Below are 13,869 nucleotides of genomic sequence, written 5' to 3'. Positions count from 1 at the left end.
TTCACAATACCCGACAGGGTTAGTATGTTATTTTAAAACGGCGTCAACATTGAACGCGATAGAAATTCGCGTTCCGCTACCTCTATAAGCGTTTACACCATGACGAAGCCAAGCTGGAAACAGAACCAGGTCACCCGGTTTGAACCTAAATTGCGGCATTAACGCTATCGGGTTACCTTCTGCATCTGCAAAGCGAAACTTCGTGTTATGCATCACTGATAAAGGGAACCGAGGATCCTCGAAGTAAAACTCTCCACCAAGACCGGGTTGCGAGTCTGCCCCTCCCATATCAACATAAAATGCTCCAGACCAAAGATTTCCAGGGTGCATATGCAAGTGATTGGAAGCGCCGTCTTCTGATACATTTGCCCACATCTGACAAAGCCAGTGATAGTCATCGTGCGCCCCAGCTGCGAAAGCCGACATTCTTTTCGCCAACCCAATCGCGGTATCTTTAATCTTTTCCGCACCGCCGCCACCCCAAGCCAACATATCTACGTCAGAATGCCAGCCTCCGACATTGGAACGATTGATACCTGCATCATTCTTTTTCTTTTCAAGAACAACCCGTTTAATTTCAGAGATCATCCCTTCAGATTCCACTAAATTGCATTGAGCAATCGGCGTTTCAAACAGAGGCATGCGTGACGCTTGGGCGCGTATATGAGAATAGTCCGCCATGATTATGTGTTCCGATTTAAATACCCTAAACAGGAAATTTCAATCTGCGCACCCAGTGGCAATGCGGCGACTTCTACAGTTGTTCTGGTCGGAGGTTTAGAACCAAAAAACGAACCATAGACTTCATTCATTTGCGTATAATTATTCATATCCGCCAGATAAACTGTACAACTGATCAAGTGGCTCAGGTCAGCATCGGCCAGTTTGAGAGTTTTCTCTATCGCAGCAAAAACATTGCGCGTCTGCTCTTCGACACTATCAGGCAGCTCTGTTGTTCCAGGCTTTAGCCCAATCATACCAGATAGATACAAAGTTTCACCGTGGCGTATCATTGGTGAAAACAAAAGCTTTTGATCTTCTGCAGCATTCTCTGGTCTAAAGTGTTCTATCTGGCTAGTTGCCGAGCAAGCCGACAAGAATAGAACTGCTCCTAGAGTTGCAACAATTCTCGAACGAAATTTCATGACTATCCCACACTTCCTTCAAGGCTGACTTCCAGAAGTTTCTGAGCCTCGACAGCAAATTCCATCGGTAATTTCTGGATCACATCCCGCACGAAACCATTTACCAATAACGCTACGGCTTCTTCTTCATCCAAGCCGCGTTGACGACAATAAAATAATTGGTCTTCAGAAAGGCGGGTCGTAGTGGCTTCATGCTCTAGTTGAGCATCAGCGCGCTTATTCTCAATATAGGGTACTGTGTGAGCACCACATGTTTGGCCTATCAATAAGCTATCACATTGCGTAAAGTTACGGGATCCTTTGGCCTTACCACCGACTGACACCAAACCACGATAAGTCGAGTTTGATTTCCCAGCAGAAACCCCTTTTGATATAATCCGAGACTTGGTGCGCTCACCTAGATGAATCATTTTCGTACCAGTGTCAGCCTGCTGATGACCATTCGTCACCGCAATTGAATAAAACTCACCAACACTGTCATCACCACGCAATATGCAACTTGGGTATTTCCAAGTCACGGCAGACCCAGTTTCAACCTGAGTCCACGACACTTTCGAGCGTTTGCCGCGACAATCGGCACGTTTCGTCACAAAATTATATACGCCGCCTTTACCATCCGCATCACCCGGCCACCAGTTTTGCACAGTCGAATATTTAATTTCAGCATCATCTAGTGCAACTAACTCTACAACAGCAGCATGAAGCTGGTTTTCGTCGCGCATAGGAGCCGTACAGCCCTCAAGATAGGACACATAAGCCCCTTCATCAGCGACAATAAGCGTGCGCTCAAATTGACCAGTACCTTGTGCGTTCATTCGGAAATATGTCGACAATTCCATCGGACATCTAACGCCTTTGGGAATGTACACAAATGTCCCATCTGAAAAGACTGCACAATTAAGTGTTGCAAAAAAATTGTCGGACTGAGGAACAACGGTTCCTAGATATTTTTTGACCAAATCCGGGTATTCGTGAACCGCTTCAGAAATGGACATAAATATAACGCCAGCTTTCTTCAACTCAGCCTGAAACGTAGTCGCAACGGACACTGAATCAAACACAGCATCGACCGCTACCCGCGGCTTCTCCCGGGCTTCAGCAGCTGATTCAGACGCGCCTTCAACCCCTAAAAGAACTTCTGCTTCTCGCAAAGGAATACCCAATTTTTTGTAGGTTTCCAAAATCTCTTCCGGCACATCATCAATTGAGTCGTACTTAGCCTTGCCCTTAGGCGCTGCATAATAATACGCGTCTTGGTAATCAATGGGAGGATAGTTCACCATCGCCCAATCAGGCTCATCCATTGTTAGCCAACGCTCATATGCTTGCAATCGCCAATCTAGCAACCATTGCGGCTCGTTCTTTTTTTCCGAAATAAATCGGATAACGTCTTCATTCAGCCCTTTTGGCGCGAACTCTTGTTCGATATCCGTGGTAAAACCAGCATTATATTTATCAGACTCAAGCGCACGCGCTGCATCTACTGTAGCCTGATCAACGCCGTCTTTTACGATATCTTCAGGGCGTGTGTCGTCGGCCATCAGGCATTCTCCTTATTCAGGGTGTTTGAAATCACCCCTTTTCGCTGCGCCGCACGAATCCATGCATCGCTCGCTCTTTCAAAATCTTCATCTATTGTGGCCCAGCCGAAACTAAACCTAATCGCACCTAATGCGAGCTCATCGGGAACGCCCATCGACGCCAACACATGAGACTGCTTAACCTTACCCGAGGAACAGGCCGATCCAGATGACACAGCCACCCCTTCAAGGTCCATAGCCATTACTTGGGTTTCAGCTCGCAAACCTTCAACGCTCACGCAAGAAGTATTCGGCAAACGCGGTACGTTTTCTCCAAACACGGTCACATTTGCCACACTTTTCAGTCGTGCTTCCATATTATCACGTTTCGATGCCAAGGTCACAAGCTTAGCCTCTTCATTCAAGGCCGCATCTACTGCTGCGCCAAACCCAGCTGCACCAATCAAATTTTGTGTTCCAGAACGAAGTCCCATTTCTTGCCCACCGCCAAGCAAGGTAGCTTTGAAGGGTGCGCCTGCACGGATATAGAAAGCACCAATTCCCGCTGGCCCACCGACTTTATGCCCTGACAAAGTGACATAATCCAGCTCTCCATCCAACACTGAAACCGGCATTTTACCCAGTCCTTGCACAGCATCACAATGGATTAATCCATCTGCCGCATGGATTAAATTCGCGGCAGCTTCCACGGGTTGAATCACACCTGTTTCGTTATTGGCGAGCATTAATGACAAAAAAGGAGAACGTCCTTCATGAGGCCAATTTTTAAGTAAATCTTCTAACCATACCAGATCAATTTGCCCATCTGATGTGACTTGGGCGCTGATTGCATCAGGCAATTGAGCCAAAACAGCATCATGCTCGAAACCGCAAACAATCGGCATAAGCAAGGGCTCTTGCAAACGCACACCGTTTAAAATGGCTGCATTCGCCTCAGTTCCGCCGCTCGTAAACGTTAAATCCTCACGGCATGCACCTATAGCTGATGCAACAATCTCTCGTGCTTCCTCTAAACATGAGCGCGCAGACCGTCCAAGGCGGTGCACGGAGGAAGGATTAGCTCCAATCTCCATAGCCATAACCATTGCGTCTTTTGACTGCGGTCTCAAAGGAGCAGTTGCGTTATAATCGCAATATATCGGATCAATTTTAGCCAAAGCCACTATCCTAAATCTGCTCTAATACGCCGGACATGCCCTTAACATCCCCTGACATGACATCCTTGATAGAAACACCAGAAAGGAATTTGATGATATGTAACCTTAATTCCCGCCACAAATCATGTGTCGCACACCGTTCTAGTCGGCCTGTGCAAGGCTTACCCCCCATTTCACCACATCGGGTTGTTTGGATAGGCTCATCAACGGCAACAATAATTTGACTTACCATGGTTTGGTCAGGTCGATTTAACAGCAAATATCCTCCACCCGGACCGCGCACACTTTTCACAAGGTCAGCACGACGCAGCTTGGCAAATAATTGCTCCAAATAGGACAATGAAATCTTCTGACGGTCAGCTATATCTGACAATGAGACAGGACCATCATGTTCATGTGATGCAAGGTCCACTAGCGCCATAACTGCGTACCGACCTCTGGATCCCAACTTCATTATATATTCTCCTGCAAACAATTCTCAGCTTGGATTTATATACCCGATGAATTTAGTCAAGTAATAAGCTAAAGTTAAGTTCCTAACAGAAAAACTTGTAATTTACCCCTAGATTGAGGTATCGCCTGTTTTTTACTTCCATTGGTTTTAGAAGGATTCCGTTTATGCCAGAAGTCATTATCCCTGGTCCTGCTGGTCGTATCGAGGCCCGGTACGAAGAATCCGAAACACCCGGCGCACCAATAGCTCTTATCTTGCATCCTCACCCAAAAGCTGGTGGAAGCATGCAAGACCCTGTAGTTATTACACTTTATGAAATGTTTGCCAAACGCGGCTTCTCAACTCTTCGGTTCAATTTTCGTGGAGTCGGGCGCTCACAAGGCACATTTGATGCAGGCCCCGCCGAACTTTCAGATGCAGCTTACATTCTCGACTATCTAGAATCGATCAATGACAGCGCACGCGCTTGTTGGGTATCAGGATATTCTTTTGGCGCGTATATTTGTCTTCAACTTTTGATGCGCAGACCTGAAATCGACGGTTTTATAGCAGTTGCACCACCCGCAAACCACTATGACCTCGCATTTCTTGCACCCTGCCCAGCCTCTGGAATCATTATTTCTGGTGAAAAGGATGGCGTTGCTGCGCCGTCTGATATTGAGCGCTCGCTTACTAAAGTACGTGTTCAAAAAGGTGAAGTCATTGAGAGAGAGACTGTACCAGGTGCCAACCACTTCTTCCAAGGTAAGCTTGAAGAATTGGAAGCAACAGCTGCAGCCTATTTGGATCGTCGCCTAGAACTTACAAACGCAACGTCACTTCCTTCCATTGAAGAATTGGAAGATGAAATTGATGATGATGAAGATGAGGATGATGACGAATAGAATTCGCCATCTTCCATAATTAGAATTTTTTATCGGGCGGGCATAACTAATTGTCCACCCGATATTGGTTTTTCTACCCCTGTCGTCTCGGGAAAACTAATTGGCAGATCAAGAACTGATCGCGCTGCAAGATAGGCAAATGCTTCGGCTTCCACTGCGTCTCCACGCCACCCCAACACGGAAGCATCCACGAGAGCATCTCCAAATTCTTCACTTAAATATTGCATAATCATGGGGTTGTGCCTGCCGCCCCCTGTGGCAACAACGAGATTTGGCCGAGACGGCATTTGAGCAATGGAATGAAGAATTGTACGGGCTGAAAATGCCGTTAGAGTCGCCGCTCCGTCCTCTAAGGACATATCTGACACTAGTTTCTCCGATGAGAAATCGTATCTATCCAATGATTTAGGTGGCTTAGCATGAAAATAGGGGTGTTTGATCCATTCTTCTATCTTGTCTTCATGTACTCTACCCGCCAAGGCAAATTTGGCGTTTTCATCGAATGCACCTTTGCCGTGTTTCTCAATCCATTCATCAATTGGCCCATTACCCGGCCCAGTATCAAATGCAATCGGCGCATATCCTTCTGCTTGCCAAGTAAAATTCGCGACACCACCCAAATTTAGAACGACACCCCCAATCTCACCATCTCCGCGCTCTCTCGCAGCACGTTCAAGAAGCGCAGTATGATAAACTGGTGCCAAAGGCGCTCCTTGTCCTCCAGCTTCCATGTCTGCAGTACGCAGGTCAAAAACTACGGGCATGCCAAGCTCATTTGCAAGCAATTGCCCATCTCCCAACTGCAACGTCTTCCCCTTCTGCCCCTCAATCGGCGGACTATGCAAAACAGTCTGCCCATGAAAGCCAGCCAGTACTGGTTTCTCACCATCCCAGTATTCAAGGAGTTTCTTCGCTGCATCAGCATGCGCTATGGTCATCACCTTTTCCGCATTTGCAAAACTCTTAGGTCGAGGCCCACTCCAATTCCAATTCAGCGCGTCTTTGGTTGCAGTTGACAGCGTTTGCCTTTGCGCACTGGTATAACTAATCGTAATCCACTTACCGAAAGCATGGATACGTTCGCCATCCGTCTGGATAAGCGCAACATCAACGCCATCAAGAGACGTTCCGCTCATAAATCCTAGTACCCATTGTGGTCCGCGCTTAAACAATTGTACCAAATGATTGGACATAACGCCTCTTCCCTCTTCCAAAGCTCGTAAGTCTTGTGTTAATCGCCCCACTTAATCAAAGGAGACGAATCTAATGGCCGATACTGCCTTCATGCCTGAATCTGCACTTCTACGCACTCTTTTTGAGCGTGGATATGTCTATCAGATTACAGATGAGGCTGCATTAGATGAATATGCCAAAACGGAAATGCCGATTGCATATGCTGGATATGATGCGACGGCTTCCAGCCTACACGTTGGACACCTCGTTTCAATAATGATGCTTCGTCGCCTTCAACAAGCAGGTGGTAAACCTGTTGTGCTCATGGGCGGCGGCACCACAAAAATTGGGGATCCCACAGACAAGGAAAAATCTCGCCCTATCCTTACGGAAGAAGAAATTCAATCAAATATTGAGAGCATTAAATCAGTGTTTGAAAAATTTCTGAAATTCGGTGACGGCCCGACCGATGCGGTCATGGTGAACAATGATGATTGGTTGTCAGAAATCAAATACATCGAGTTTCTGCGTGACTACGGAAAACTGTTCACAATCAATAAGATGATTATGCAGGACACAGTGAAACGTCGTTTAGAAAACGAACAACCCTACACATTTCTAGAGTTTAACTACGCTCTACTCCAAGCATATGATTTTGTTGAATTAAACCGCCGGCTCAAAGTACGCCTTCAATTGGGCGGATCTGACCAATGGGGTAATATAACAAACGGAACTGAGCTATGTCGCCGCGTTGAAAACACCCAAGCATTTGGCTTCACAACACCATTGCTAACAACCGCATCAGGTGCCAAAATGGGGAAGACAGTGGGTGGTGCTGTATGGTTAAATGCCGACCTTAAGAGCCCATATGATTACTGGCAATTCTGGCGCAATACTGAAGACGGCGATGTCATCAAATTCCTAAAGCTTTTCACAGACTTATCAATGGAAGCTATTGCAGAACTTGAAGCTTTTAAAGGCCCCAAGATCAATGATGCGAAGATCGCTTTAGCTGATGCAGCGACAACAATGCTTCACGGTGCTGAAGCAGCAAAAGAAGCTAAACTAGCTGCCGAAAAAGTCTTCAACCAAGGTGCAACCGCCGAAGGCATGCCATCATTTGATGTCCCTTTCGCCGACGTTGAAGCAGGTTATAGCGTAGTAGATGCTTTCGTGCTGTCGGGGTTGTCTGCGTCTAAAGGTGAGGTGAGACGCCACATCAAAGCAGGCGCTGCTAAGCTGAATGGTGTCTCCATTGCGGATGATAGCGCCCTGATCAATGTCAGCGACCTAGAAGAAGATAAGTCGGCGCGCTTATCCATAGGAAAGAAACGCCACGCACGGCTAAACGCGGTGTAACACCTTTAAAATGCCAAAAGAAAAAGGCTGCTGATGTTTCAGCAGCCTTTTTTAACGGCTATATTATTTAACGCAGTTCAGCGGGCAGGCACTGAGATTTACCATAATCTAAATACCGATTATATTGACCTTCAGCATCTTCAGAGATGCTTTTTAGCTGGTCATTTCCCGCATAATTTTCACTTCCCCAGTCTCCCCAATCAATCCGCATTGCAACAGACATTTGAGGAGCAAAGACGGTCGTCTCTGGCGTATCAAAACTACTACGCACTTTAAAAATTGGCTGAAGACCAAACTCTTCTGAGTCGAACTCTCCAACTGACACAATTTTCACTTCGGTCGGCACATTAGTCTCGGTTAGACTTGTACCTTCAACAATTGTGCTATCATTTTCAGATATCGGCCACATTTGCTGCAAAGCACGTCGTTCAGCGCTACTTGGAGCCATATCTCCACACACGTGCCAATACAGACCAGAATATTCAATGAAGTAATCTTCTTGCTGAGGAGGATCACCATATTCTGAAATATTTGCATACAGTGTATAGTCAGCCCCTGTCGCAACTACCAGCTGTTTAACCTCCATATCAGCTTCCCCATCAGCATATGCCATATAGGTGAGCAAGCTTCCCTCTTTGGGAGGCACGTAAGCAGAATAGATACCTGATTGACCGCCAACGCCTGATGCACAAGAAGCTAAAAGCGTGGTCCCTAAAAGAGTTGACCAAATTACGCGCATACCGAACTCCCAACTATAAAATCATCATTCCCGCATATGACTATGTATCGTCGGCAGGTTTTTTCCAAGTACCACTGATCGCAGGTAGAATGTATCAGCTTTTATATCTAATCGTATTATGCGAATGAAGCAAAACTCAAACCGCTTGATTAATCATCGCCGATATCAGCATGCTCATTCGCTGCACACGCAGCTTTCAACAAGCCAATAGTCGCAGATGCACCAGCACCTTCAGAACAGCGCAAACCAAGATCCAATAGGGGTTTTTGACTTAGTCTATCCAAAATAGCTCTGTGAGCCGGTTCCGAGGAAAGGTGCCCAGCCAAACAATGATCAGCACCACCTGATTTTAGAGCATGTACGACAGACGCCGCAACACATGTTGAAAACACATCTAAAATAACTGGTATGCCTTGCATTCGCGCGGCAATAATTGCCCCAACTAGCGCTGCCAATTCGCGTCCACCCACGCGACGAAGAATCTCAAGTGGATCACTCAACTGCCCACGATGGGTTTCCATCGCCTTGCGCACAACTTCAACACGCGCCTCAACAACTTCCGGCGGCACCCACGCACCAGCACGCACCCAGTATGTCGCATTGCCGCCAAACATGGCACACGCAACAGCAGCGGCTGCAGTTCCACCGCCTATGCCTGTTTCACCGAGCACAAGCAGGTCTGGTTTTTCTGCAATTGCTTCCATTCCAAATGCAATTGTCGCTGCACATTCTTTTTCTGACATGGCAGGACCTTCAGAAAAATCTGCAGTTGGTTTTTCGATTGCCATTTCAAATACGCGCAATCCAGCACCACCAGCTGCCGCAATGTGATTTGTTGCAGCACCACCGGTTCGCAACATTTCTACCATGCGTTTTGTGTTTGCACCGGGTTGAGACGCAACGCCATGCTTCGTAATGCCGTGGGATGATGCATAAATAGCAACCATCGGCCTTTCAATCTTAGGAATGGGCGTTCCCTGCCATTGCGCCATCCAAGCGACAATCTCGCTCAATCGACCCAAACCACCCGGCGCTTGACGCAAGTGATTTTGACGTTCAATAGCCGATTGTTTAGCCGCCAGATCACCGTCTGGCGCGCTCTCAACAAGCGCACGAATATCATCTAGAGGTGACATGGTTCCGTCCAGTTCTAGATCCAAATTATAAGCGAGACTCATATATGCCCCTTTCACCCCATTCAATCAACACTAATTTCGTGACGATTATTTGATTTTAGGGCTCGACTTAGGCATTGTTTTTGTTAACCAATTGAACAACACAAATTCTAATTGAAAGATATGAAGTTGCTCCAGTCTCCCTGTAAAAATTCGTGCGAACTGGATGCTGCACTTCAAAACTGTCTTGGCTGTGGACGTTCTCTTTCTGAAATAGAGAAATGGTCTCACTATTCTCCTGAACAACGTGCGTCTATCATGAAAGAACTGCCCGATAGACTAAAGAAAAACACCTCTAGCCACCAAACAATAGCAACCAAAGCCTAGATATGACCCGCATCCTTACACTCGCCATTATCATACTTGCGACACTTATTCTGGTTGCATTCCTCACAGGTGGCAGCTTTGAAAGCCGAACAGGTGAAAGCATTTCAATTACCAGAATTTCTTTGCTTTGTGGTTACCTCATTCTGGTATCAGGTGGTATGTATGCGGCATTTAAATCCAATGCAGGACAAATGCTGAAATACGCGGCTGTATGGATTGCCATTGGCGGTTTAATCGCTCTTCTTTATCAGGTGACACATTGAACAGTAAAATTGGACCATATTTTATCGTTTTCGCGGCCGCTTTTGTTATTGCAACTGTTCTCCACAAAAGTATGGATACATTACAGCCTAAAGAGAGTGACGCACAGATTCAAACAGCTGTGACGAACGTAAAGAAGCCTATGACGCAGTTTGATATTGCTGCACCTGGTCAACTCGCGGCGTCATTGCGTAAACGCCCTGACGGACACTATTGGGCGCAAGCGCGCGTCGACAACCTCTACCAAATCAATTTCATGGTCGATACCGGTGCAAGTATCTGTGTGCTAACGCCAGAAGATGCTAGACGCTTAGGTTATGACTTTGCGACAATGGAAAAAGATATAAAAATAAAAACAGCCTCCGGTTCAACATATGGCGCATCTATTACAATTAAACGCTTAGAAATAGGCCGTGTACTTCTAAAGGATGTGGATGCTGTCGTCCTCGATGACAATCTGGAACAATCACTCTTAGGCATGTCCTTCCTTGAACGCTTGACGTCATGGGAAGTGTCAAAGGCTGCTATCATTATTCATCAATAGGGTCGCACTGTTGAAAGACTAAGCAGTCTGGAGCTGAACCGCCGCAGCGGCTTCGTCCAAAATCTCAATCGCCTCAACGCCCATAGCTTTTGGCCCGCGCTCGGACAATATACGCCGCCATTTGCGTGCACCAGGTAAGCCGTTAAATAACCCCATCATGTGTCGCGTCATACAATGTAGGTTAGACCCTGCTTGCAATTGGGCCAACATATATGGGCGATACACTTCAAGCGCTTCGTGTTCTGATACGTCCGCCACATCCAAACCGAAGACACGGCGATCAACCTGCCCCAAAATACCGGGGGTGTGATAGGCTGCACGTCCAAGCATAATACCATCAAACCTTGGAAGCTCTGAAAGCCCAACTTCTAAATCTGGCAAACCACCATTGAGCGCAATAATCAAATCTGGACGCGCTTCTTTCAAGCGCGCTACGAGATCATAATCCAATGGCGGCACATCTCGGTTCTCTTTTGGACTTAACCCTTTAAGCCAAGCCTTGCGAGCATGCACGATAAACACGTCACACCCCGCTTTAGAGACTGTCTCAACAAAGCTAAACAATCTCTCTTCAGGCTCGTCATCATCCACACCAATGCGGCACTTTACTGTCACAGGAATATTTACCGCCGCCTGCATCGCAGACACACACTCACCTACCCGCTCAGCCTCCCGCATCAAACATGCGCCAAATGCACCGGACTGCACGCGATCAGAAGGACAACCACAATTTAGGTTGATTTCGCTATACCCAAAATCCGCACCTATTTTGGCCGCTTTCGCGAGTTTCGCAGGGTCCGAGCCGCCAAGCTGGAGCGCCAAAGGTTGCTCGTCTGGATTAAAGCCCAACAATCGCTCTAAATCGCCATGCAATATAGCATCGGCTGTCACCATTTCAGAGTACAGCAACGCTTTCTTCGTAAAAGCACGATGAAACATACGGCAATGCCGATCCGTCCAATCCATCATTGGCGCAACGGAAAATTTAAAGCGCTCATTCGGCATATGAAACAATTACTCTCAATAGTTTAGGGAGTGTCGCTTGAGCTATGTCAGCTCGGCCCAAACCACTCAAAACTCAATGCAAACTCAAACACCCAATATTGGGCTGTCCAACTTGATGAGCATATAAACGACCTGCCCCAACTAGGCAAATACCGGCAGATTTCAATTTGGAATTAGTGCATGCGCATGCGGGCTAATAAACCTCGACAAACTTTAACTTGGTTGCCCTACAGATAACCACTTTGTCTTATTGAATTGTCTTTTCTTCTGCACGTAAGCCATACCGATCGAGAAAGGCATAACCGGCTGCGAGTGCGTCTTGTCTCGAAACAGACATTTTCGACATAACATTCACACCTAATAAGAATGCCAACACGCCGTGCGCAACTGCAGGCACATCAAGATCAGGAGACAGCTCTCCCTGCTCAATTCCATCTGACAATACAGTTTGTAACTTCTCAGCCAAACCACACAGTGCGCCATTTAGCACCTGCCCCAAGGTTTCAGTTTTGCCGATAAGTTCAACAGCGCAGTTTACGAGTAAACAACCGGGCCGAATATCGTTTCCAAACCGAATTTCTACCAGCGACACCATAAGGCGTGTGATTACATGCTTTGCACCATCAGCTTCATTGCACTTTTCTAAATGCAGCTCCGGCAATTGCGTTAGATACAGATCAAACACTTCAAGAAAAAGTTCTTCACGAGATCCAAAGGCATTGTAAAAACTTGAACGCGTAATCCCCAGCATTTCAGACAATGACTTAACTGAGCAAGCTTCGTAGCCCTCAGCCCATATTCTATTCATCGCTTTTTCAATCGCTGCTTCGCGATCAAAATTTGAAGGCCTACCCATGAAATGCCCTATTTTGCATTCGTTTGCGAGGATGCACACAACTTACTCAACACTTGTAGAGCATACAGAGAGAACAATCAATTTACTCCGTTCGCACCTCATATTGTAGGATAAATAAGAGACTAAGCCTAAGCATCGACGCGCTAAAATTCATCCACCAGTCACAGACATTGTCCGTGGCGAAGAAGGTGTATCTATATGTGCGGCGTCAAAATCATGACGTTCAGGTTTTTTAGCCAAAGCACGATCCAATAAGGCATTCATCGTGTCATCGCTTGGGTCATCCCTCAAAGCAGACCGCAAGTCTTCACCTTCTTCGTGTCCCAGACAAGTGTATAACCGCCCCGTGCACGTCATACGGATACGATTACAGGTCGCACAGAAATTATGTGAAAGCGGCGAAATAAACCCTACACGCCCACCCGTTTCAGCAACATGCATATACCGTGCAGGACCGCCCGTTGAATCATCTAAATGCGTTAGTGTCCACTGAGACTCCAACCGCTTTTTAACGTCCTGTAGAGATAAAAAAGAAGAAGAGCGATGCGTCATCTCTTCGCCAAGCGGCATAACTTCAATCAAGCTCAGATCAAACCCGTTGCCATGGGCCCACGCAATCATACTGGGTATCTCGTCCGCATTCGCATCCGCCAGCGCCACGGTATTTATCTTTACCTTCAACCCAGCTTTCGCTGCAGCCTCAATCCCTTCAAGCACTTGAGGCAAAACATCCCGCCGCGAAAGGCGCGCAAATACATTCCTATCAAGGCTGTCTAATGAAACATTGATCCGCTTCATACCCATATCAGCAAGCGCTTGGGCATGTTGAGCTAACTGTGTGCCATTCGTCGTGAGCGTCAACTCTTTAAGGCCGCCACCACCTAACCGAGATGCAAACCGCGACAGCAGCGCAATGGCGTCCTTGCGCACAAGCGGTTCCCCACCCGTAATACGCAATTTGGTGATTCCACGTGCAATGAATGCATCCACCAACCGCGTCAGTTCTTCAAAAGACAAAACGTCTGACTTAGGTAAGAAAGTCATGCGCTCAGGCATGCAATAGGTGCAACGCAAATCGCACCTATCTGTTATAGACAGTCGCAAATAACTAATCGTCCGTGCAAACCCATCTTGCAAGACAGGTAAGCCAGTCGGCAAGGGCACAACGGGATGTTCCTCCACACTTTGCGCATGATTTACGCCATGTGCAGACACACCCAGTTGATCAATTAGCCGATAGACCATTCAA

16 protein-coding genes are annotated in these 13,869 nt (G+C 46.9%); 5 read left to right on the top strand and 11 right to left on the bottom strand.

Annotated elements, in window-relative coordinates; translation table 11 throughout:
• Positions 1-27: 27 nt before the first annotated feature.
• From ACFQS8_RS01815 to ACFQS8_RS01795, 5 genes are read right to left on the bottom strand one after another with little or no spacing between them, the layout of a single operon-like run.
• On the bottom strand, positions 28-681 hold the full coding sequence (locus ACFQS8_RS01815) for a TIGR02466 family protein (RefSeq protein WP_382165152.1): 654 nt from the start codon (positions 679-681) through the stop codon (positions 28-30).
• A gap of 2 nt (positions 682-683) precedes the next feature.
• Positions 684-1,145, bottom strand: coding sequence for a RidA family protein (locus ACFQS8_RS01810; RefSeq protein ID WP_382165151.1), 462 nt, complete (start codon positions 1,143-1,145; stop codon positions 684-686).
• A 2-nt stretch (positions 1,146-1,147) separates the two neighbouring features.
• On the bottom strand, positions 1,148-2,686 hold the full coding sequence (sufB, locus tag ACFQS8_RS01805; RefSeq protein WP_382165149.1) for a Fe-S cluster assembly protein SufB: 1,539 nt from the start codon (positions 2,684-2,686) through the stop codon (positions 1,148-1,150).
• The gene (locus ACFQS8_RS01800; protein WP_382165147.1) at positions 2,686-3,849 is read right to left on the bottom strand and encodes a cysteine desulfurase family protein; all 1,164 of its coding nucleotides are present in this window, start codon (positions 3,847-3,849) and stop codon (positions 2,686-2,688) included. The genes sufB and ACFQS8_RS01800 overlap by 1 nt, the downstream gene beginning before the upstream one ends.
• 4 nt (positions 3,850-3,853) lie before the next feature.
• Positions 3,854-4,297: an Rrf2 family transcriptional regulator gene (locus tag ACFQS8_RS01795; protein WP_382165145.1), complete on the bottom strand. Its 444-nt coding sequence runs from the start codon at positions 4,295-4,297 to the stop codon at positions 3,854-3,856.
• A 164-nt stretch (positions 4,298-4,461) separates the two neighbouring features.
• On the opposite strand from ACFQS8_RS01795, the gene ACFQS8_RS01790 reads away from it, so the two are divergent.
• On the top strand, positions 4,462-5,181 hold the full coding sequence (locus ACFQS8_RS01790; protein WP_382165143.1) for an alpha/beta hydrolase: 720 nt from the start codon (positions 4,462-4,464) through the stop codon (positions 5,179-5,181).
• 29 nt (positions 5,182-5,210) lie between these two features.
• Here the strand turns inward: ACFQS8_RS01790 and ACFQS8_RS01785 are convergent, their stop codons facing one another.
• Positions 5,211-6,374, bottom strand: coding sequence for an anhydro-N-acetylmuramic acid kinase (locus ACFQS8_RS01785; protein ID WP_382165141.1), 1,164 nt, complete (start codon positions 6,372-6,374; stop codon positions 5,211-5,213).
• A 73-nt stretch (positions 6,375-6,447) separates the two neighbouring features.
• Here ACFQS8_RS01785 and tyrS point away from each other — a divergent pair, with 73 nt between their 5' ends.
• Positions 6,448-7,713: a tyrosine--tRNA ligase gene (tyrS, locus tag ACFQS8_RS01780; protein WP_382165139.1), complete on the top strand. Its 1,266-nt coding sequence runs from the start codon at positions 6,448-6,450 to the stop codon at positions 7,711-7,713.
• A gap of 67 nt (positions 7,714-7,780) precedes the next feature.
• On the opposite strand, the gene ACFQS8_RS01775 is transcribed toward tyrS, so the two are convergent.
• The gene (locus ACFQS8_RS01775) at positions 7,781-8,452 is read right to left on the bottom strand and encodes a hypothetical protein (protein WP_382165137.1); all 672 of its coding nucleotides are present in this window, start codon (positions 8,450-8,452) and stop codon (positions 7,781-7,783) included.
• A gap of 149 nt (positions 8,453-8,601) precedes the next feature.
• Positions 8,602-9,630: a nicotinate-nucleotide--dimethylbenzimidazole phosphoribosyltransferase gene (locus ACFQS8_RS01770; protein WP_382165136.1), complete on the bottom strand. Its 1,029-nt coding sequence runs from the start codon at positions 9,628-9,630 to the stop codon at positions 8,602-8,604.
• A gap of 120 nt (positions 9,631-9,750) precedes the next feature.
• Between ACFQS8_RS01770 and ACFQS8_RS01765 the strand changes: the two genes are divergently transcribed.
• From ACFQS8_RS01765 to ACFQS8_RS01755, 3 genes are read left to right on the top strand one after another with little or no spacing between them, the layout of a single operon-like run.
• On the top strand, positions 9,751-9,954 hold the full coding sequence (locus ACFQS8_RS01765) for a DUF1289 domain-containing protein (protein WP_382165134.1): 204 nt from the start codon (positions 9,751-9,753) through the stop codon (positions 9,952-9,954).
• A gap of 2 nt (positions 9,955-9,956) precedes the next feature.
• A complete protein-coding gene (locus tag ACFQS8_RS01760) occupies positions 9,957-10,217 on the top strand; it encodes a hypothetical protein (RefSeq protein WP_382165133.1) in 261 nt (86 codons plus the stop codon).
• A complete protein-coding gene (locus ACFQS8_RS01755; RefSeq protein WP_382165131.1) occupies positions 10,214-10,759 on the top strand; it encodes a TIGR02281 family clan AA aspartic protease in 546 nt (181 codons plus the stop codon). Before ACFQS8_RS01760 ends, ACFQS8_RS01755 begins: the two co-directional genes overlap by 4 nt.
• 18 nt (positions 10,760-10,777) lie before the next feature.
• Here the strand turns inward: ACFQS8_RS01755 and dusA are convergent, their stop codons facing one another.
• The 3 genes from dusA to moaA all read right to left on the bottom strand — a co-directional run bounded on the left by dusA (position 10,778) and on the right by moaA (position 13,865).
• The gene (gene dusA, locus ACFQS8_RS01750; protein ID WP_382165129.1) at positions 10,778-11,764 is read right to left on the bottom strand and encodes a tRNA dihydrouridine(20/20a) synthase DusA; all 987 of its coding nucleotides are present in this window, start codon (positions 11,762-11,764) and stop codon (positions 10,778-10,780) included.
• A gap of 247 nt (positions 11,765-12,011) precedes the next feature.
• Positions 12,012-12,620, bottom strand: a complete 609-nt coding sequence (locus tag ACFQS8_RS01745) for a TetR/AcrR family transcriptional regulator (protein ID WP_382165127.1) — start codon at positions 12,618-12,620, stop codon at positions 12,012-12,014.
• A 150-nt stretch (positions 12,621-12,770) separates the two neighbouring features.
• The gene (gene moaA, locus ACFQS8_RS01740) at positions 12,771-13,865 is read right to left on the bottom strand and encodes a GTP 3',8-cyclase MoaA (protein ID WP_382165125.1); all 1,095 of its coding nucleotides are present in this window, start codon (positions 13,863-13,865) and stop codon (positions 12,771-12,773) included.
• Positions 13,866-13,869 lie beyond the last annotated feature (4 nt).

Origin of the sequence: Hirschia litorea (assembly GCF_042665075.1) — a bacterium.
Taxonomy (GTDB): Bacteria; Pseudomonadota; Alphaproteobacteria; order Caulobacterales; family Hyphomonadaceae; genus Hirschia; species Hirschia litorea.
The sequence above is the reverse complement of the archived record's forward strand: the minus strand, read 5'-3'. Positions and strand labels throughout refer to the sequence as shown.

What these genes read in the sequence shown, in the direction of transcription:
- ACFQS8_RS01815 (WP_382165152.1), bottom strand. Translation starts at nt 681, where the DNA reads ATGGCGGACTATTCTCATATACGCGCCCAAGCGTCACGCATGCCTCTG.
- ACFQS8_RS01810 (WP_382165151.1), bottom strand. Translation starts at nt 1,145, where the DNA reads ATGAAATTTCGTTCGAGAATTGTTGCAACTCTAGGAGCAGTTCTATTC.
- sufB (WP_382165149.1), bottom strand. Translation starts at nt 2,686, where the DNA reads ATGGCCGACGACACACGCCCTGAAGATATCGTAAAAGACGGCGTTGAT.
- ACFQS8_RS01795 (WP_382165145.1), bottom strand. Translation starts at nt 4,297, where the DNA reads ATGAAGTTGGGATCCAGAGGTCGGTACGCAGTTATGGCGCTAGTGGAC.
- ACFQS8_RS01790 (WP_382165143.1), top strand. Translation starts at nt 4,462, where the DNA reads ATGCCAGAAGTCATTATCCCTGGTCCTGCTGGTCGTATCGAGGCCCGG.
- ACFQS8_RS01785 (WP_382165141.1), bottom strand. Translation starts at nt 6,374, where the DNA reads ATGTCCAATCATTTGGTACAATTGTTTAAGCGCGGACCACAATGGGTA.
- tyrS (WP_382165139.1), top strand. Translation starts at nt 6,448, where the DNA reads ATGGCCGATACTGCCTTCATGCCTGAATCTGCACTTCTACGCACTCTT.
- ACFQS8_RS01775 (WP_382165137.1), bottom strand. Translation starts at nt 8,452, where the DNA reads ATGCGCGTAATTTGGTCAACTCTTTTAGGGACCACGCTTTTAGCTTCT.
- ACFQS8_RS01770 (WP_382165136.1), bottom strand. Translation starts at nt 9,630, where the DNA reads ATGAGTCTCGCTTATAATTTGGATCTAGAACTGGACGGAACCATGTCA.
- ACFQS8_RS01765 (WP_382165134.1), top strand. Translation starts at nt 9,751, where the DNA reads ATGAAGTTGCTCCAGTCTCCCTGTAAAAATTCGTGCGAACTGGATGCT.
- ACFQS8_RS01760 (WP_382165133.1), top strand. Translation starts at nt 9,957, where the DNA reads ATGACCCGCATCCTTACACTCGCCATTATCATACTTGCGACACTTATT.
- dusA (WP_382165129.1), bottom strand. Translation starts at nt 11,764, where the DNA reads ATGCCGAATGAGCGCTTTAAATTTTCCGTTGCGCCAATGATGGATTGG.
- ACFQS8_RS01745 (WP_382165127.1), bottom strand. Translation starts at nt 12,620, where the DNA reads ATGGGTAGGCCTTCAAATTTTGATCGCGAAGCAGCGATTGAAAAAGCG.
- moaA (WP_382165125.1), bottom strand. Translation starts at nt 13,865, where the DNA reads ATGGTCTATCGGCTAATTGATCAACTGGGTGTGTCTGCACATGGCGTA.